At 72.3% G+C, this 18,650-nt stretch carries 18 protein-coding genes; 3 read left to right on the forward strand and 15 right to left on the reverse strand.

Features of this window, described 5'->3' with window-relative positions; genetic code table 11:
• Positions 1-38: 38 nt before the first annotated feature.
• On the forward strand, positions 39-1,694 hold the full coding sequence (locus CK206_RS05110) for an ATP-dependent DNA helicase RecQ (protein WP_096905761.1): 1,656 nt from the start codon (positions 39-41) through the stop codon (positions 1,692-1,694).
• Here the strand turns inward: CK206_RS05110 and CK206_RS05115 are convergent.
• From CK206_RS05115 to CK206_RS05170, 12 genes are all read right to left on the reverse strand, one after another.
• Positions 1,681-3,126, reverse strand: a complete 1,446-nt coding sequence (locus CK206_RS05115; protein ID WP_096905762.1) for a ComEC/Rec2 family competence protein — start codon at positions 3,124-3,126, stop codon at positions 1,681-1,683. The two genes, CK206_RS05110 and CK206_RS05115, sit on opposite strands and share 14 nt — an antisense overlap.
• Positions 3,123-4,154 (reverse strand): helix-hairpin-helix domain-containing protein, encoded by a 1,032-nt coding sequence (locus tag CK206_RS05120; RefSeq protein ID WP_096905763.1) that lies wholly within the window; start codon positions 4,152-4,154, stop codon positions 3,123-3,125. The genes CK206_RS05115 and CK206_RS05120 overlap by 4 nt, the downstream gene beginning before the upstream one ends.
• Before the next feature lie 50 nt (positions 4,155-4,204).
• On the reverse strand, positions 4,205-5,035 hold the full coding sequence (locus CK206_RS05125) for a DegV family protein (RefSeq protein ID WP_096907294.1): 831 nt from the start codon (positions 5,033-5,035) through the stop codon (positions 4,205-4,207).
• Positions 5,032-5,730 (reverse strand): histidine phosphatase family protein, encoded by a 699-nt coding sequence (locus CK206_RS05130; protein WP_096905764.1) that lies wholly within the window; start codon positions 5,728-5,730, stop codon positions 5,032-5,034. The genes CK206_RS05125 and CK206_RS05130 overlap by 4 nt, the downstream gene beginning before the upstream one ends.
• A gap of 8 nt (positions 5,731-5,738) precedes the next feature.
• Positions 5,739-6,182: a ribosome silencing factor gene (gene rsfS, locus CK206_RS05135; protein WP_096905765.1), complete on the reverse strand. Its 444-nt coding sequence runs from the start codon at positions 6,180-6,182 to the stop codon at positions 5,739-5,741.
• Entirely contained in the window at positions 6,179-6,895 is a 717-nt protein-coding gene (nadD, locus tag CK206_RS05140; protein WP_096905766.1) for a nicotinate-nucleotide adenylyltransferase, read from the reverse strand. Before nadD ends, rsfS begins: the two co-directional genes overlap by 4 nt.
• 65 nt (positions 6,896-6,960) lie before the next feature.
• A complete protein-coding gene (locus CK206_RS05145) occupies positions 6,961-8,391 on the reverse strand; it encodes a VWA domain-containing protein (RefSeq protein WP_096905767.1) in 1,431 nt (476 codons plus the stop codon).
• A gap of 28 nt (positions 8,392-8,419) precedes the next feature.
• Positions 8,420-9,301 carry a MoxR family ATPase gene (locus CK206_RS05150; RefSeq protein ID WP_096905768.1) on the reverse strand — a complete coding sequence of 294 codons (882 nt, stop codon included), beginning with the start codon at positions 9,299-9,301 and terminating at the stop codon, positions 8,420-8,422.
• Positions 9,302-9,368: 67 nt separating this feature from the next.
• A complete protein-coding gene (locus CK206_RS05155; protein ID WP_096905769.1) occupies positions 9,369-10,670 on the reverse strand; it encodes a glutamate-5-semialdehyde dehydrogenase in 1,302 nt (433 codons plus the stop codon).
• Between the two features lie 45 nt (positions 10,671-10,715).
• Positions 10,716-11,600, reverse strand: a complete 885-nt coding sequence (locus tag CK206_RS05160; protein ID WP_096905770.1) for an SDR family NAD(P)-dependent oxidoreductase — start codon at positions 11,598-11,600, stop codon at positions 10,716-10,718.
• Positions 11,597-12,223, reverse strand: coding sequence for a class I SAM-dependent methyltransferase (locus CK206_RS05165; protein ID WP_096905771.1), 627 nt, complete (start codon positions 12,221-12,223; stop codon positions 11,597-11,599). Before CK206_RS05165 ends, CK206_RS05160 begins: the two co-directional genes overlap by 4 nt.
• Before the next feature lie 92 nt (positions 12,224-12,315).
• Complete coding sequence (locus tag CK206_RS05170) at positions 12,316-13,338, reverse strand: serine hydrolase (RefSeq protein WP_159981071.1); 1,023 nt, start codon at positions 13,336-13,338, stop codon at positions 12,316-12,318.
• Between the two features lie 70 nt (positions 13,339-13,408).
• On the opposite strand from CK206_RS05170, the gene CK206_RS05175 reads away from it, so the two are divergent.
• Together CK206_RS05175 and CK206_RS05180 are read left to right on the forward strand one after the other, a co-directional pair.
• Positions 13,409-15,550: an ATP-dependent DNA helicase RecQ gene (locus CK206_RS05175; protein WP_096905773.1), complete on the forward strand. Its 2,142-nt coding sequence runs from the start codon at positions 13,409-13,411 to the stop codon at positions 15,548-15,550.
• A gap of 170 nt (positions 15,551-15,720) precedes the next feature.
• On the forward strand, positions 15,721-16,971 hold the full coding sequence (locus CK206_RS05180) for a calcium/sodium antiporter (protein ID WP_096905774.1): 1,251 nt from the start codon (positions 15,721-15,723) through the stop codon (positions 16,969-16,971).
• A 37-nt stretch (positions 16,972-17,008) separates the two neighbouring features.
• On the opposite strand, the gene CK206_RS05185 is transcribed toward CK206_RS05180, so the two are convergent.
• The 3 genes from CK206_RS05185 to CK206_RS20260 are packed head-to-tail and all read right to left on the reverse strand — an operon-like array spanning position 17,009 to position 18,630.
• The gene (locus CK206_RS05185) at positions 17,009-18,184 is read right to left on the reverse strand and encodes a cytochrome P450 (protein ID WP_096905775.1); all 1,176 of its coding nucleotides are present in this window, start codon (positions 18,182-18,184) and stop codon (positions 17,009-17,011) included.
• Positions 18,185-18,241: 57 nt separating this feature from the next.
• Positions 18,242-18,400 (reverse strand): hypothetical protein, encoded by a 159-nt coding sequence (locus CK206_RS20255; protein WP_254050483.1) that lies wholly within the window; start codon positions 18,398-18,400, stop codon positions 18,242-18,244.
• The gene (locus CK206_RS20260; protein WP_254050484.1) at positions 18,397-18,630 is read right to left on the reverse strand and encodes a hypothetical protein; all 234 of its coding nucleotides are present in this window, start codon (positions 18,628-18,630) and stop codon (positions 18,397-18,399) included. Before CK206_RS20260 ends, CK206_RS20255 begins: the two co-directional genes overlap by 4 nt.
• Between the last annotated feature and the right edge of the window lie 20 nt (positions 18,631-18,650).

An 18,650-nucleotide genomic window follows, 5' to 3' on the forward strand; every position in this document is an offset into this window, starting at 1 on the left:
CCGCGGGCAGCCCGACCGCGGATAGAGAGGACGCACTCGTGACGACGACCCAGGCCGAGGCCACCGATCCCCACGAGGTGGCGCGCCGCGTGTTCGGCTGGGACGACCTGCGCCCGATGCAGGCCGAGGCGATCGAGGCGGCGGTGGGAGGCCGCGACGTGCTGGCGGTGCTGCCCACCGGCTACGGCAAATCGGCGATCTACCAGCTCGCCGGGATCATGGCGGACGGCCCGTGTGTGGTGGTCTCACCGCTCATCGCGTTGCAGAGCGACCAGTGCGAGGGTCTGAACTCGCTCGCGGATTCCGCGCCCACCCGGTCGCTGGCGATCAACTCCTCGATGGGCGTGCGACAGCAGGCGGAGGCCTGGGACGAGGTCGTCGCGGGGCGCGTCCACTTCGTGTTCCTCACCCCTGAGCAACTGGCCAAACGAGAGGTGCTCGACCGGCTCCGTGCCGCCGAGCCGAGCTTCCTCGTGGTCGACGAGGCGCACTGCGTCTCCGCCTGGGGCCACGACTTCCGCCCCGACTACCTGCGGTTGGACGCCGCCCGCCACCGGATGGGGTCGCCGACCGTCATCGCGCTCACCGCCACCGCCTCGACCCCGGTCCGCGAGGAGATCGTCGACAGGCTCGCCATGTCCGACGCCCTGGTGCTGGCCGGAGGATTCGACCGGTCGGAACTGCACCTCGCGGTGAGACGGCACGTCGAGGACGACGGCAAACAGGACGCGGTCGTGGAGCGGGCCGTCGAACTCGGCGGCCCCGGACTGGTCTACACCGCCACCCGCCGGTCCACCGAGGAGTACGCCGAGCGCATCGCCGCACGAGCGGCCGACTCGGATCGGCCGATGAGGGTGCGTGCCTACCACGCCGGCCAGAAGTCGGCCGACCGCGAGGAGACGCTGGGCGCCTTCCTCGATGGTGACCTCGACGTGGTGGTGGCGACGAGTGCGTTCGGGATGGGGATCGACAAGGAGGACGTGCGGTTCGTCCTGCACGCCGACATCCCCGACTCACTCGACACGTACTACCAGGAGGCGGGACGGGCCGGCCGCGACCGCGAGCCGGCGACGATCGAACTCCACTACCGCAGCGAGGACCTGGGCCTGCGGAGTTTCTTCTCGTCGCACAGCGCCGACGAGGAGGTCATCCGGGCGGTCATCAAGCACCTCCGCCGGGCCGACGGCCCGGTGCGGCTGACCCGGTTGAGGAAGTCGCTGGACTTCGGCGGAAAGCGCGTCACGGGGGCGGTCAATCTCCTCGCGGCGGCGGCGGTCGTCGAGTCCGGGCGGGAGGGCCTGCGACTCGTGGAGGACGTGCGGCCCAAGGAGGCGGTCCGGCGGGCCGAGGAGACGTCGGAGACGTTCGAGCGGATCGATCGCTCGCGGATCGAGATGATGCGCGGATACGCCGAGACCGACGGGTGCCGTCGCCAGTTCCTTCTGGGGTATTTCGGTGAGGAGCTCGCGGACCCGTGCGGGAACTGCGACACCTGCGACGCCGGCACCGCGGTCGACCTCACCCACGACGCGGCGGATTTCCCCCTGCAGTCCGCGGTCGTGCACCGTGAGTGGGGCTCGGGGATCGTCATGAGCGTCGACGACGACCGGCTCACCGTGTTCTTCGAGGAACAGGGCTATCGAACGCTGTCACTCGACCTGGTGCGCGACCAGGAACTGCTCACCCGGGCATGACGGGTGGCGAGCCCGGCAGCCCGGCAGCGATGCCGGCGACGGTCTCGAGCCACCACAATGCGGGGGCGCAGGCCGCGGCCAGCAGGACCGCACCGCTCTCCCACACCGGGCCGAGCGCGGCCGCCGCGGTGCCGAGCACGGTGACCAGCGGGACGGCCGGGGCGACGGCGATGTTCGCGGGCAGGGCCCACGGCCCCTGACCCAGGCCCGAGGCCACGAGCACCGGCAACGTGGCCAGGTGGGCGACGACGCACACCGCCAGGATGTCGGCGGCCGGCCCGGGCATCCACGGTCGACGGATCCGCTGGGCCACCGGCCTCGCCGCCAGGACCAGGGCGGCGGTCGCGGTGACGGACAGGACGAAGCCGGTGCCGGTGGCCGTGGCGGGATCGAGCAGGGCGACGACGAGCACCACCGCCGCCAGCGCGGCCAGCGGGCGGCCGGTGCGGTGGGCGCCGAGTGCCGCCAGACCGATGGCCCCGGTGCCGGCGGCGCGCAGGACGGCCGGTTCCGGGCCGACCACCGCCACGAATCCGGCCAGCGCGAGTCCTGCCGCCACGATCCGCCCGCGTCGCCCCACCCCGAGGGCCGCCGCGGCGAGCAGGACCGCACCCACGACGTAGGTGGTGTTGGCACCCGAGACCGCGGCGAGGTGCGCCAGCCCGGCCGCCCGGAACTCCTCCCGGGTCCGGGTGGACACCCCGCCCTCGTCGCCCAGGACGAAGGACGGGAGCAGCCCTGCGGCCTCTCCCTCGAGCGCGCGGCCGGACACCTGCCGGAGCCGCTCCCTCACCGCCGCCGGGACCCGTCCGGACCATCCGGGTGGGCCCGTCACGCGGGGCGGGGACAGCGCCCGGAGTGCAGGTGGTTCTCCCGCGGATCGCGGCTCCACCACCGCCACCGATGCCTCCACCCGGGTCCCCGGCGGGAGCCCCCGCCAGCCGTTGCGGGCCAGCAGCACAACGTCGAGTTCGGCCTCGCGCGCCGAGCTCCCCGACCCGGTGGACTCCACCCGGACCGGCACCATCACCCCGCCGCCGCGGATCGGCCGGTCAAAGCCGGTCACCACCGCCTGTACCCCTGTCCGCGCGCCCACCAGATCGTTCAGCGGGTGCGCGGACAGGGCGTGCACCCGGGCGGCCTGTACCCCCGCCGCAACCGCGCCCGTCGCGCACACCACCGCGAGGACGCCCAGCGCGGCGCGGTCGAGTCGCTCACGCACCCCGTGCCCGGAACCGGTCGACCCGCCGACGGACCACAGCGCGGCGACCACCGCGGCCGCCGCCAACACCACCGCGACGGCGGCGGCGAGAGCCGGGCGGACCACGCCCGTCGCGGCCGTGGCCGCGAACACCGCGAGCGTCGGCACGACCAGCCGCAGATCCCGCGCCGCAGGGATCCGGCGCCGTGACGTGTCGACCGGGTCGCTCACACCGTGACCAGCGGCCGGAGCCGTGCCAGGGTCGCCGGCCCGATACCGTCGACCTCCACCAGCTGGTCGACGCTGGTAAACGACCCGTTCGCGGCCCGCCACGCCAGGATCGACGACGCGGTCACCGGCCCCACGCCGGGCAACGACTCGAGTGCCGCCGCGTCGGCGGCGTTGAGATCGACCAGACCCCCACCTCCTCCCGGATCCGGTGAACCCGCCGCGGGCGCTCCGGTCCCCGGTGCCGCCTGCCCCGGGCCGGGGCCCGGTGCGATGATGTCGCTGCGCGGACCTCCCGACCCGTCCGGGCCGGGGGCCGACCCGACGAGGATCTGTTCGCCGTCGGAGACCTTGCGCGCCAGGTTGAGCCCGTCCCGGTCCCCGCCCTCCAGGACACCCCCCGCACTGTCGAGCGCGTCGGCGACCCGGGCGCCGGGCGCGAGGGTGACCAGTCCACTGCGGCCGACCAGCCCGACGACGGAGACGACGACCGGCTCCCCGGCGGGAACCGCCTCCCCGGGTACCGACCCCGGGGACGGCGGGGCGGGCCGGTGCGAGGCGCCGGTCTCGTCAGCGGCCTCGGTAACGGTCTCCCCCACCTCCGCCAACGGGAGGTCGGGCACCGCAGGCCCCTCGGGGACGGACGAGATCAGACGGTGCACGGAGAACGCGCCGAGACCCAGCACGAGCATCACCAGGGCGATCCCGGCGAGCCGGTCGGGCGCCCACCGGATGCGACCCCACCACGGCGGGTCGGCCCAGGCGGTCGCATCCGGGTACTGCGGCGGGATCCGCTCCGGCCGGTCACCCGCGGGGTCGAGGTCGGCCCACGGCACCGCGGCCAGCCGGCCGGGCCCACCACCGGTTGCCGGAGGGGCGTCGCCCGGGGCCGGACGATGATCGACCGCGGCAGGACGGTCGGCGTCCGGTGGCGAGAGTGCGCTGGCGAGTCGGTGCAGGGCGGCCGCCCGCGCAGGGTCCCGGTGGGAGTCGACGGGGCCGCCGGATCGTGCCGGGGTCTCGGTTCGCATGGCGCGAAGCTAGCCCGGCACATCCTCCGCGGTGGCCCCGATCGCGGCCGTCAGTCCGCCGGCTGTGGAGAGGGGGGAAGGATGGGGAATTCGGTGTCGACCAGGTCCGTCACCGAGACACCCACTGTTCCCGGCCCCAGGTGCCATGCGAGGACCTCGTCGAATTCGACGATCATGACCCGCTCCGGAAACTGGGTCTCCTTGCGGATCTCGGTGGCCATCTCCTCGGCCCGCTCGCGCGCCTGGTGGTGGTGGACCACCACCAGCACGTCACCGCGCGCCACGTCGTCGCGCAGCAGGGACCGCAGCCGCGCATGCGCCTTGGTGGTGGTGCGGGCCTTGGCCGCCAGGTCCACCGATCCATTGCGCAACACGATCACCGGGCGCATGGCCAGGGCACTACCGAAGAGCGCGGCGAGCGCACTGATCCGGCCGCCTCTGCGCAGGTTCTCGAGTGACTCCAGTGCGGCGTACGTCGAGGCGCCCCGGCAGAGTCGCTCGGCCAGTTCGTAGGTCGCGGACAGGCCGAGCCCGTTCCCCGCCGCCCACGCGCACTGCGCGACGGCGGCCCCGAACGCCATGCCCGCTCCGCGGGAGTCCGAGACCAGGACCCGGCCCCCGAACCTGGTCGCGGCGTCGGCCGCCGACTGCCACGTTCGCGAGAGCTCGCGGGACAGGTGCACCGACACCACGCCGGTGCAGTCGGGATCCGCGAGCAGTTCTCCGTAGATCTCCGCCAATTCGTCGGGCGTGACCGCGGCCGTGGACACCGCGCGGTCGTTCTCCTCCACGACGTGCAGACCCACCACCGTGATGCCGAACCCGCGGACCCACTCGGCCGGCAGGTCGGCACTCGAGTCGGTGACCAGGCGGATCGTCATGACGAGCCCACCGGAGGCGTGATGCCGGCGTTCCACTGGTCCAGGCGCCACAGAACACCTCGGGCGGCCTCGGTGGTGGGGCCGACCTCGGACTCGGGAGGCTGCGCGGCCGTGCCCTCGGGGCGGACGTGCGCCGACAGCTGCACCCAGCAGGTGTTGCCCAGTCCGTTGAACACCGAGTACTGCTCCACCGGCAGCTCGAGCAGCGACGCGGTCAGGGCCGCGATCGCGCCGCCGTGGGCGACGATCACGGCGGGGTGCTCGCTCCAATCCGGCGACGACTCGACCAGCTCGTCGACGACCTCTCGGGTCCGCCGCGCCACGTCCAGACGGCTCTCGCCCTCCGGCGGGGACCACCGCGGGCTGCTGCGCCACCGGACCCGGGCGTCGGGCCACTGCCCGTCGACCTCCGAGTGGCTCATGCCCTGCCACGTGCCCAGGTGCGTCTCCCGCAGCCGCGGGTCGGTGCGGACGTCCAATCCCACCTCGGTGGCCAACGCCTTCGCCGTCTCGTGCGCCCGCTGCAGGTCCGAGGACAGGATCGTCCACGGGCGACGCGGCGCCAGCACACGGCCCACGGCGTGGGCCTGCCGCACACCCAGCTCACTGAGCTCGGTGTCCAGCTGTCCCTGCATCCGCAACGAGGCGTTGTAGTGCGTCTGGCCGTGACGCAGGAGGATGAGACGTCGGGTCACCGGGTGGTTCAGAGCTCCTGATCCCGCTGTGGCTCCTCCGGCGCGAGCGAGTCGTCGGCGTTGCCGGCGTCGTCAGCGGACCGTCGCGACGTCTCGACGCCCTCGATCTCGACGACCGGGCAGTCCTTCCACAGGCGGTCGAGCGAGTAGTAGTCACGCTCGTCGACGTGCTGGATGTGCACGACCAGCTCGTTGTAGTCGAGCAGTGCCCACCGCCCCTCACGGGTGCCCTCGCGACGCAGCGGCTTGTGGCCGGCCTCGCGCAGCTTGTCCTCGATCTCGTCGACGACGGAGTTGACCTGCCGCTCCGTGTCGGCGGACGCCAGGACGAAACAGTCGGTGATGATGAGCTGGCCGGAGACGTCGATGACGACGATGTCGGTCGCCAGTTTGTCGTCGGCGGCGCGGGCCGCGATGGCGGCCATCTCAAGGGCCTCGGGGCTTGCGGTCACTGGGAATTCTCCTCGGGGTGGGGATCGGTGGGGACGGGCACCCGGTGTACCGGGGCCGTCGCTGCGGGGGTGCCGTCCAGGCGGGTCGAACCCTCGGGCCGGTAGAGATTGCGTTTCGCGATGTACTGCACGACACCGTCCGGCACGAGATACCACACGGGCGCGTCCTCGGCCGCCCGGCGGCGGCACTCCGTGGACGAGATGGCCAGCGCGGGGATCTCGAGCAGGTAGACGCGCCCGTCCCTGATCTCGGCGAGGTGTGTGTCGGACAGTTCGAACCCGGGCCGGGAGACCCCGACGAACGTGGCGAAGTCGAACATCTCCTCCCACCCGCGCCATGTGAGGATCTTCTCCAGCGCGTCGGCGCCCGTGATGAAGTACAGATCGGTGTCCGGGTGCTGGCGCAGCAGGTCCTTGAGCGTGTCGAGCGTGTAGGTCGGCCCGTCCCGGTCGATATCGACGCGGCTGACCGAGAAGCGCGGGTTGGAGGCCGTGGCGATGACCGTCATCAGGTAGCGGTCCTCGGCCGGTGACACCGCCCGGCCCCGTTTCTGCCACGGCTCGCCGGTGGGGACGAACACCACGTCGTCGAGACCGAACCGGTGGGCGACCTCGCTGGCCGCGACGAGGTGACCGTGATGGATGGGGTCGAAGGTCCCGCCCATCACTCCGATACGGCGTCGAGCGCCGTCGGAGGTCCCCGTCGTGGTCATGGTCGGTGAGTCTATCGGTCGGGGGTGACGCCCAGTCGTCTGCCGCGCCCCGCCGCCGCAATCGCTTACACGGGAAGCAGGCTCGCGACGACCGTCGTGAGCTGTTCGACGTTGCGGCACTCGTGCATGGGGACGTACTGGGAGTACAGCCTGGCGGCCGAATCGCCGGTCCCCCACTGCCGCTTGGGCTCCGGGTTGAGCCAGTGGGTGTGTCCGACCCGCTCGCTGACGAACTCGAGTGCCTCGACGGACGGATCCCGGTAATTGTTGCGGCCGTCTCCCAGGATGAGCAGCGACCCCGTCCTGGTCAGGGTGTGGGCGTACCTGTCCGCGAAGCCCGCCAGCGCGTGGCCGTAGTCGGAGTGACCGTCGTAGGTGACGATCTCGGCCTCGCGGACCATCCGGCTCATCGCGGATCCGAGGTCCGACCCGGTCTCGAAGAACGAGGTCACCTCGTCGGTGGTGTCGACGAACGCGAACACCCGTACCCGGGAGAACTGCTCCCGGAGCGAGTGCACCAGCTGGAGGGTGAAGTGGCTGAACCCGGCCACCGAGCCGGACACGTCGCACAACACGACCAGCTCCGGACGGGCCGGGCGGGGCTTGCGCAGCACCAGTTCCACGGGCACGCCGCCGGTGGACATGGACCGGCGCATGGTCTTGCGCATGTCGATCGCACCGTGCCGGTGACGACGCCGGCGGGCCGCCAGCCGGCTGCCCAGCTGCCTGGCCAGCGGACCCACCCTGCGGCGCAGTGCCTGCAGGTCCTGGTCGTTGGCCCGCAGGAAGTCGACCTGTTCGGCCGCGGGCCCCACCGCGTACTGCGCGACGCGGTCGCGGCCCACGGTCTCGGCGGTGCGGCGGCGGGTCTCGTCGGCGACCTCCCGCAGGAAGCCACGGACCATGTCGGCGGCCGAATTGGCGGCCGCGGTCTTCTCGGCGTGCCGCTGGGAACCGTCCGGGTCGAAGGGGTCGGCGCCGAGCAGCCCGTCCAGGATCCGCTGCATGATCGAGTTGGTGTCGAGCGGGCTCAGTGCCTGGTAGGCGGAGTAGCGCGGTCCGTTCACCGAGTCGTACGAGCCCAGCTGCTCGACCAGGAGTTCCGCCAACGCCCGGGCCTTGGCCCGCGACTCCTCGGTGTCCTCGAGCAGGAGCGACGCGATGAGCTCGTTCAGAGCGTCCGGATCCACCTTGCCGTCGTCGTCGGTCGGGATCTCCACCTCGAGCGTCACCGCGTCGCCCGCGGTGTGGGACCCCACGGCGGCCGGGAACCACAGGTCGAAGAGCTGGTCGAACACCCCACGGTGCGTGGACTTGTGCAGGATCGTCGAGGCCAGCGCCTCGCGCAGCGCGGCGCGGTCGAGCAGGTCGACGTGCACCATCGCCGCGGCGGCGTCCACGGCCTCGCTCGGGCCGACGGGGATGCCCTTGCGGCGCAATGCGTCGACGAAGTCGACGAGGTGACCGGACATCCCGCCCGGGGCCCTGTCGGTCATTCCACCCACCTCCCTGTCACCCACGGCCCTAGTTGAGCCGGAGCTCGGCGGCCGCGCGCAGCTGGTCGGACTGGTGCTTGAGCACCACGCCGAGCGTCTGCAGGACGACCTCGTCGTCGATGGTGTCCAGGCCCAGCGCCACGAGCGTGCGACCCCAGTCGATCGTCTCCGACACGCTCGGCACCTTCTTCAGCGCCATCGCGCGCAGGACGCCCACCACGCGCACGAGCTGCTCGGCCAGCCGGTCGTCCAGCTCGGGCACCCTCGAGGCCAGGATCTTGCGCTCGAGCTCGGGCGTCGGGAAGTCCAGGTGCAGGTAGAGGCACCGCCGCTTGAGCGCCTCGGACAGCTCGCGGGCCGCGTTGGAGGTCAGCACCACGAACGGGCGTCGGGAGGCCTCGATGGTCCCGAGCTCGGGGATGGTCACCGCGAAGTCGCTGAGGACCTCCAGCAGCAGCCCCTCGATCTCGATGTCGGCCTTGTCCACCTCGTCGACGAGCAGGACGGTGGGCTCACTGCGCCGGATGGCGGTGAGCAACGGCCGGGAGAGCAGGAACTCCTCGGCGAACACGTCGTCGCGCGTGGAGTCCCACCCCTCGCCCTGACCGGCCTGGATCCGCAGGATCTGCTTGGCGTGGTTCCACTCGTAGAGCGCACGGGCCTCGTCCACGCCCTCGTAGCACTGCAGGCGGATGAGTTCGGCCTCCGTGGCGGCGGCGACGGCCTTCGACAGCTCCGTCTTGCCGACACCGGCCGGGCCCTCGATGAGCAGCGGCTTGCCCAGCCGGTCGGCGAGGTAGACCACCGTCGCGGTCGATCGGTCGGCCAGGTACCCCTGTCCGCCGAGGGCCTCGATGACGTGGTCGATGCTCTCGAATGCGGGTCGCTGGGCGGTGCGGGCTCGGTCCATCGGGTGGGTCCTTTTCGGTTCGGGGTCGTCGGTGGCGGGCCGGCGGGTGGCCCGGGCGCGAGTGCCTCTACGGCCGCACGTGCCCCTTGCCGTGGGCGATCCACTTCGTGCTGGTCAGTTCCTCGAGCCCCATCGGGCCGCGGGCGTGGAGTTTCTGGGTGGAGATTCCGATCTCGGCGCCGAAGCCGAACATCTCACCGTCGGTCCAGGCGGTGGAGGCGTTGACCATCACCGCCGCCGCGTCGACGCGGGCGCAGAACTGGTCCGCTACGTCGATGCTGCGGGTGGAGATGGCCTCGGTGTGTCCGGAGGACCAGCGGTCGATGTGCTCGATCGCCTCGTCCACCCCGTCGACGACCTTGAGCGCGATGTCCATGCTGAGGTACTCCTCGCCCCAGTCGACGTCGTCGGCGGGGACGAGGCCCTCGCGGTCGCCGTGGACGGTGACGCCGGCCGTCCTCAACGCCCCCACGACGCGGTCCACGGCCGCGTCGCCGAGTGCGGAATCGAGCAACACCGTCTCGGTGGCGTTGCAGACGCTGCAGCGACGCGTCTTCCCGTTGAGCAGCAGGCTGATCGCCTCGTCCAGGTCCGCGTCTCCGTGGATGTAGAGGTGACAGTTGCCGGTGCCGGTCTCGATGGCCGGGACCTTGGCGTTCTCCACCACGGCCTGGATCAGCCCCGCACCACCGCGGGGTATGACGACATCCACCAGACCGCGCGCCTGGATGAGGTGGGTGACCGACGACCGGTCCTCGGACGGCAGGAGCTGGACCGCATCGACGGGCAGGCCGTGCTCCGCGAGGACACCGCGGAGCACCTCGACCAGCGCCTCATTGGAGTTGCGGGCCGAGCGCGACCCCCGCAGCAGTGCGGCGTTGCCCGATTTGAAGGCGAGCCCGAACGCGTCGACGGTGACGTTGGGGCGACCTTCGTAGATCATCCCGACCACGCCGAGCGGGACCCGGACCTGTCGCAACTGCAGCCCATTGGGGCGGGTCGAGCCACGCGTGACGGTGCCGACCGGGTCCGCCAGGCCGGCCACCTGGCGCAGACCGCCGGCGATGCCCTCGATCCGCTCGGCGGTGAGCCGCAGCCGGTCGAGCATGGCCTCGCCCATTCCGGCCTCGGACTGCTCGGCGAGGTCCCGGGCGTTGGCCTCGAGGATCGTCGACTCCGCCACCACGAGGGCGTCGGCGGCGGCCTGCAGCAGTGCGTTCTTGCGGTCCGCGGTGAGCAGGGCCAGCTCGCGCGAGGCGGACCGGGCCCGGCGGGCGGCGTCGTGGACGGCGTCGCGGGTCGGGTCCGCGGCGGGCCCGGCGTCCGTCTGGCCAGTGAGGTCGGAAGCGTCGAGGTGGCTGGCTGTCATACGTTCCAGCTTACCGATGCGGCCGGCGGAGCCACCTCCGACGAGTCAGACCGTCGGGACGGCTCCGGTCTCGCGCACGGCGAACTCCCGGAATCGGCGGGCCAGGTCCGGGTCGCCGGCAGGGCCCGATCGCTCACCGGGTCCGGGCGGGCCCGCGATCTGTCGGAAGCCCGTCGGTCCGATGTACGACGCCGGCGGCAGATCCTCCGTCGCCGCGAACAGCAGCGGGCGTGCCCCATCGGCGGCCGTGGGCACGATCCGCCGGCCGAGCAGGTTGAGCACGGCGTTGACCGGCGGGAACGGGGTCGGGTCGAGGATCGAGGTGGCGGCGAACCCGGGGTGCGCGAGCTGTACGTCCACCGCGGAGCCCGCGGCGGCGAGACGGGTCTGCAGGTCGAGTCCCCAGAGCATGCACGCCAGCTTCGACTGGGCGTACGCCGCCGCCATCGAGTAGGGGCGCTGTCGGAAGTGGGGGTCGTCGAAGTCGATCCGCCCCTTGGCGTGGGCCATCGAGGCCGTGATCACCACCCGCTCCCGGATCCGGGGCAGCAGGAGTTCGGTGAGCAGGAACGGCGCGAGGACGTTGACCCCCAGGTGCAGCTCGAAGCCGTCGGCTGTCTCCCGCCGGGTCTTGCTCATCAGACCTGCGTTGTCCATCAGGATGTCGACGGGGTCCGTGTACGAGGTCGCGAACTCCCGCACGGCGTGCAGGTCACTCAGGTCCAACTCGTGGACCTCGGTGGAGCCGCCGATCTCCGCGGCCGCCGCCTCCCCCTCGGCGCGGGTGATGGACGGGAGCACGACGTGGGCGCCCCGACGCGCGAGTTCACGCGCGGCTTCCTTCCCGATGCCGCTGGTGCCGCCCGTGACCACGATGGTCTTCCCGGTCAGGTCGGGCAGGTCGTCGACGGTCCACGCCGCGGAGGTCACGAGGCGGCCCCGTCGCTGCGCACGAGGACGGTGACCATGAAGCCGCTGTCGTCGTCGAACGGCAACAGATCCCACGTCGACCAGCGCTGCTGCACCCGCAGCCCGGCGCGGTCGGCGTCGCGGTCGAACTCCTCCCGGGTCCAGCCCCGGTCGAGCCCGAAGCCCACGACCAGGCGGCCGGCCCTACCCTCGGTGCCCTCGTCCGCCGTGGCGAGCCGCGCGGCGAGGTTGGTCAGCACGGTGCCGCGGTCGGCGGGGTCGACGAAGGCCAGGACGTTGCCCGCCGACACGGCGAGATCGAACGGCCCGCGGGGCCAGCCCTCGTCCGCCAGGTCCGCGACCTCCCACGACGCTTCGGGGCACAGCTCCCGCGCGCGCTCGATCAGGTGCGGGTCGAGGTCGACGCCGGTGACGCGGTGTCCACGCGAGTGCAGGTAGGCGCCGGTGCGCCCCTGACCACAACCCACATCGAGGATCCTGGCACCGCGCGGGGCCATCGCGTCGATCAGCCGCGCCTCGCCGTCGATGTCCACTCCCTCGGCGACCATGTCGTCCCACCGTCGGGCGTACCGCCGGGAGTGCTCGGGGTCTGCCTCCACGATCTGCTTCCATGTCTGAGCCATGCGGCCCAGTATGGCCGCAGGGAGCGACATGCGTCGCGGAGGACGACGACGACGACGAGCGCGGCCGCAGCAGGGCCGGCGGAACGCGGTGGTCACGAGCCGATGGCGCGGAGGAGTCGGAAGGTGGGCAGATCGGCTCCCCTGGTCTGGTTGACGAGGGTGACCGCGAGGGTCCCGCCGACGGTGTCGACGACGGTGATCGACCGGAACCCGCCGGTGCCGCCGTTGTGCCACAGGGTGCCCGGGCCGGCGCGATGCCACCCGAGCCCCATCCGTCCCGGACCCGACGGCGGCGTGGCCTGCGTGAGTCGGACGGCGGCCCTGAGGTCGGTGGTCGACGGATCGAGGTGCGCGGCGAGGAACCGCGTCATGTCGGCCGCCGTGGAGCGCAGTGCTCCGGCGCCCGGCATGCCGCGCAGCGGCCACGGTTCGGCGCCGCGGCGGCGGCTGCGGTGCCCGAGGGCCGTTCGTCGCCGCTGATCGTCGGTCATCTGATCCTCGGTCACGGTGTCGGGCATGCCCAGTGGTCCGCAGATCCGGTCGCGGACGAGCGCCCCGAAGTCGGCCCCGGTCGCGCTGGTCATCGCGATGCCGAGAAGGCCGAAGCCGAGATTCGAGTACCTCGGCGTGCCCTGCCCCGGGTGCCGACGCGGGCGGAGGCCACGGAGTCCGGCGAGGACGTCCGATTCCGTGAGGTCCACATAGGGATCCGCACCCGTGCGCACGTAGGCGAGGTTCTCCCGGAGCCCCAGCCGGCCGGGCGTCCTGGGGAGCCCGGAGGTGTGGGTCGCGAGGTGCTGCAACGTGATCGGGTCGTCGTCGCCACCCGGCAGGTCCGTGCCGGTGGGGAGCAGGTCCCGGACCGGGGTGTCCAAGCGCCACTGCCCCCGGACGACACCGTCGGCCAGCAACAGGGCGGTGAACACCTTCGTGACGGAGCCGATCTCGAAGAGCGTGTGGGCGTCCGGCGTGGCGCCCCGACCGGTGTCCCCGCGTGCAGCGGTGTGGACGCCGCCCGGTGGCCCGGCAGCCATCACGACCCCGACCCGCCGCCGCGACAGTCGGTCCGTCGCCCGCTCGACCTGCCCCGCGATTCCCTGCCCACCACTGGTCACGGGGCCGAGTAAACGCTCCCGGGCTCCGCTCCGCAGGTGAGCTGTCGGAGCGGTGGGGCACGATGGGCCCATGACCTCGACAGCGGACCGTCCCACTTCCGACGACCCGGCCACCGGGGACCGGGCCGCCCTCCGGGCCCGCGCCGACGAACTGCTCAGCGCCCTCGCCGGCCCGGGCGCCGTCCTGCGCGAGGACCAGTGGGTCGCCATCGAGGCCCTGGTGGCGGACCGGCGACGCGCGCTGGTGGTCCAGCGCACCGGCTGGGGCAAGTCGGCGGTGTACTTCATCGCCGCCCGGTTGCTCCGCGAGCTGGGGTCGGGCCCCACCGTGATCGTCTCGCCGTTGCTCGCACTCATGCGGAACCAGGTCGAGTCCGCCGCCCGGGCCGGGGTGCGGGCGGCCACCATCAACTCGGCCAACATGACCGAGTGGGACGAGGTCCGCTCGGCGGTCCGGGCCGGTGAGGTCGACGTGCTGCTGGTGAGCCCGGAGCGTCTCAACAACCCCGACTTCCGGGACACGGTCCTGCCCGCGCTCGCAGCGGACGCCGGCCTCGTGGTGGTGGACGAGGCCCACTGCGTCTCGGACTGGGGTCACGACTTCCGGCCGGACTACCGGCGTATCCGCACCCTGCTCGCCGATCTGCCCCACGGCGTGCCGGTCCTGGCCACCACGGCCACGGCCAACGACCGGGTGGTCCGCGATGTCGCGCAGCAGCTCGGGGTCGGTGAGTCCGCCTCGGAGGACACCCTCGTCCTGCGAGGCGGACTGGACCGCGAGTCGCTGCGGCTGTCGGTGGTGGATATCGACGACTCGGAGAAGCGCGCCGCCTGGCTCGTGGAGAACCTCGAGTCGATGCCGGGCAGCGGCATCATCTACAGCCTCACCGTCGCGGCGGCCGAGGACATGGCCGAACTACTCACCTCGGCCGGGCACCGTGTCAGCTCCTACACCGGCCGCACCGACGCCGGTGAACGCGAGGAGCTGGAGCGCGCGCTGCTCGACAACGAGGTCAAGGCCCTGGTCGCCACCTCCGCGCTGGGCATGGGCTTCGACAAGCCGGACCTGGGCTTCGTGGTCCACCTGGGTGCCCCACCCTCCCCCATCTCGTACTACCAGCAGATCGGCCGCGCCGGACGTGCCGCCGACCGCGCCGAGGTGGTCCTGCTTCCCGGGCCCGAGGACCGCGCGATCTGGAACCACTTCGCCTCCCTGGCGTTCCCGCCCGAGGACGTGGTGCGGCGGGTCCTCGACGCGCTGGAGCCCGATCGACCGCAGAGCACGCAGGCGCTCGAACCCGCCGTCGACCTCGGCCGCAACCGGCTCGAGATGGTGCTCAAGGTCCTCGACGTCGACGGCGCGGTCCAGCGCGTCCGGGGTGGCTGGGTGGCCACCGGGCGGCCGTGGCACTACGACGCCGAGCGGTACGCGGGGCTGGCGGAGGCACGGCAGTCCGAGCAGCAGGCGATGTTGGAATACCAGCGCACCGTGTCCTGCCGCATGGAGTTCCTCCGCGGCCAGCTCGACGACTCCACCCTCGACCCGGCCTCCGGCGGTTGCGGTCGCTGCGACAACTGCACGGGCCAGCGCCGCACCACGGACGTCGACTCCGGCGCCCTGACCCGCGCCCGCGACGCCCTCGAACGGCCCGGCGTGGTCCTGCCGCCCCGCCGCCAGTGGCCGACCGGCCTCGCCAAGCTCGATGTCCCGCTCAAGGGCAAGATCGCCGACGGCCCCGCCGAGGGCCGGGCTCTGGCCCGCCTGACCGATCTCGGCCTGGGCCAGAAGCTGCGCGCTCTGCTCGCCGAGCCCGACCAGGACGCTCCGGAATGGCTCGCACGCGCGTGTATTCCCGTCCTCCGCGAGTGGGGCTGGGCCGACCGGCCCACCGGCGTGGCCGCCCTCCTCACCGGCGAGCACCCGCAGCTGGTCACCACTCTCGCCCATGCCCTGGCGCAGATGGGTCGCATGGAACATCTCGGGGAGATCTCCCGCGATCCGGCCCTGCCCGCCGTGACGGCCCAGAACTCCGCATACCGCGTGGCTCAGTTGTGGGGCACGTTCTCCGGCCCGTCGACGCCGTCCGAGGGCCCCGTCCTCCTGGTCACCGACCTGCTCGGGACGGGGTGGACGATCACCGAGGCGGCCCGGCATCTCCGCTCCTCCGGGGTCCCCGCCGTCCTGCCCCTGGCCGTCGCCACATCCGGCTAGGTGTGATGTCCGGCTAGGTGTGTTGTCCGGCTGGGTGTGATGTCCGGGGAGGTCGCCGCCCGCGCATCGACAGACCGGAGTCCGGCACGGGATCATCGACCCATGGGTAACGCAACGAGACCGTCACCGTCGGCCGGGCCGGGGTTCACCACGATCCGGTCGGACCCGTCATGAGCGCCCTCACGGTGCTCGCCCTCGCGGTGGGATTCGTCCTACTCATCGGCGGCGGCGAAGTGCTGGTGCGAGGCGCCGGCGGTCTGGCCGCGACCCTCGGGATCTCCCCGCTGGTGGTGGGACTCACCGTCGTCGCCTTCGCCACCTCCGCGCCGGAGTTCGCGGTGAGCGTCGACGCCGCGCTGAGCGGGTACCCGGGGTTGGCCGTCGGCAACGTGGTGGGCAGCAACATCGCGAACATCCTGCTCATCCTGGGTCTGACAGCGATCGTTGCCCCGCTGGTGGCGACGTCCCGCATCGTGCGGGTCGACATCCCCATCATGGTGCTGTTCTCGGTGGTCGCGCTGCTGGTGGCACTCGACGGCACGATCAGCTTCCTCGACGGTCTGCTGTTGTTCGCCGGCCTCGTGGCGTATGTGGTGGCGACGATCGTCATCTCGCGCAAGCAGGATGGAGGCCGGGCCGCCGCGGCACCGGAGGACCCGGTCGCTGACGGCGCCGGTGGTGGCGACGCCGCCGTCGACGGCGCGGGTGATGGCGACGCGGGTGGCGCCAGTGCCGGCGAGACGCGGTCGTCCGGCGTCGCGTCGTCACACCCGGTTCTGGTCAGCAGCGTCTTCGTGGTCGTCGGAGTGGCCCTGCTGGTGGTCGGCGCGCGACTACTCGTCGCGGCGGCGAGTGATCTCGCGTCGGCATGGGGGATGAGTGACCTGGTCATCGGCCTCACGGTGGTGGCGGTCGGGACGTCGCTGCCGGAGCTCGCCACGAGCGTGGTGGCGGCGATCCGCGGCGAACGGGACCTGGCCATCGGCAACATCGTCGGTAGCAACATGTTCAACATCGGTGCCGTTCTCGGGATGACCTCGCTCATCACGCCCATCGACGTCGCCCCCGGGGCCGTCCGCTTCGACCTGCCGATCATGCTCGCCGTCTCGCTGGCCCTGCTCCCGATCGCCTTCACCGGTATGGCGATCAAGCGGTGGGAGGGACTGCTCTTCACCGGCTTCTACGCCGCGTACGTCGTCTACGTGGTGCTGCAGGCGGCCGACCACGACGCGTTGGATCCGTTCAGCGCCGCCATGCTCTGGTTCGTCATCCCCATCACGGCCCTGTGGCTCATCGTGCTGGCCACCTATGAACTCGGCGTGCTGCGGGGGCGCAGACAAGCGCGAGGACAGCGCGTCGCGGCGGGGGCGCGCGGAGCGGACGAGGAGGGCCCGACGGAAGGGGTGACCCGCGACGTCTGAGCGCCCTCGCCGGGCCCGTTCGCCGAGGACCTCCGGTTCACACGGAGAGTCGGAGGCTCCGGAGGCGACGGACCAGAAGACTCTGATGCCATCGTGTCTGCGATACGTCGATCTCGAGGTCCCCGCCGAGATCGAGGAGGAAGTCGAGTGCGGCGCGGGATTCCACGCGCGCCAGGGCCGCACCCAGGCAGAAGTGGATGCCGCGCCCGAACGACAGGTGCGAGCCCTCATCGCGGTCCGGTCTGAACCGGTCCGGGTCACCGAACCGGCGGGGGTCCCGGTTGGCGCTTCCCCAGAGGAGGAAAAGGTGGGTGCCCGCGGCGAGAGCGGTCCCACGGAGTTCGGTGTCCGTGGTGACGTGGCGGTAGTGCCCCCGGAAGGGCGCATCCGTTCTGAGGGTCTCCTCGATGAACGGCGAGCGGCGCCCCGGGTCCGACCGGAGTGTGTCGAGGTGCTCGGGGTGCTGCCCCAGGCGCCACGCCAGCGTGCCCAGGTGGCCCACGGTGGATTCGATCCCGGCCGCCACGAGCTGGACGAGGACCTGCACCGCGGCGTCGTGGGAGATCTCGCCGCGCTCCAGCTCACGGGCGAGTGCCCCGAGCACCGAGGCGCCCTGCCCGGCCTCCGCCCCGGTCAAAGCGGCCGAGAGGTGGTCGACCAGCTCCCCTCCCGACCGGAGCGAGTCGTCGAGCTCGTCGGCCGTGACCATCCCGTCCAACATCCTCGTGCTGGCGAACGCCCACTCCCACAGGCGGTCGGCATCCTGTGGCGGCAGCCCCATGAGCTCCGCGACGACGGCGGGCGGGAGACGCTCGGCGATGTCCCTCACCCAGTCGATCCCGCCGTCTCGCCAGCCGTTCGCCCACAGTTCTCGCAGTCGGCGGTCGACGAAGGGCCGCCAGGCTCGCAGTGTGCGCGGGGAGAGGGACGACGTGACCACGCTCCGGTGGGCTCGGTGCACCTGCCCGTCAACGGTCGCCAGCGCGTGGACGGGGGATCCGAGTTCGGCGACGGGGAACTCGGTCACCTCCCCGCCAGGGCCGACCACCATCGTCGCGGTGAGGTTGGACGAGAAGTCCTCGACCCTGCTCGCCGCCTCCACGATCAGGTCCCATGACCGGACGGCGTAGAAGCCCGAGTCCCCCACCCGCTCGATTCCCGGCGACGTCCTCGAGGGGTCGAACAGGTCCAAGATCTCGTGCGCATCCTGCATACCCGCAACACTCGCGGACGGGTACCCGGCCCACATCGGAATCGCACATTCCGGTGGTCACCCGGCGGGCGCGGGCGACCGTCGTGGGGCTCCGGGGGCCCGGAGCAGCACGACACAGCTGATCCCCGAGACCGCGGCGGAGGTCAGCAGCAGTGCACCGAGCCCCAGGGACGGTATGACGGCCCCGGCGAGCGCCGGCGCGATCTCCGAGCTCACGGCGCCCACCACCAGGCACGCCGTGAACGCCGCCCCGCGCGATCGGGGGCCAGGTCCGCCGTCCACACGGCGAGGACCGCCGAACCGGTCATGTACCCCACACCGAAGACGCAGGCGGAGATCACCGTCGCGCCCAGGGAGTTCCCCGCCTGACCCAGCAGCGCCAACGACACCGCGACGGTCACCAGGCACATCGCCGCGACCCGGGCACTGCCCCACCGTTGCGCCATGGCGCCGGTCGCCAGTGCCG

The organism is Dietzia sp. WMMA184 (assembly GCF_002441635.1).
In the GTDB taxonomy this organism is placed as follows: Bacteria; Actinomycetota; Actinomycetes; order Mycobacteriales; family Mycobacteriaceae; genus Dietzia; species Dietzia kunjamensis.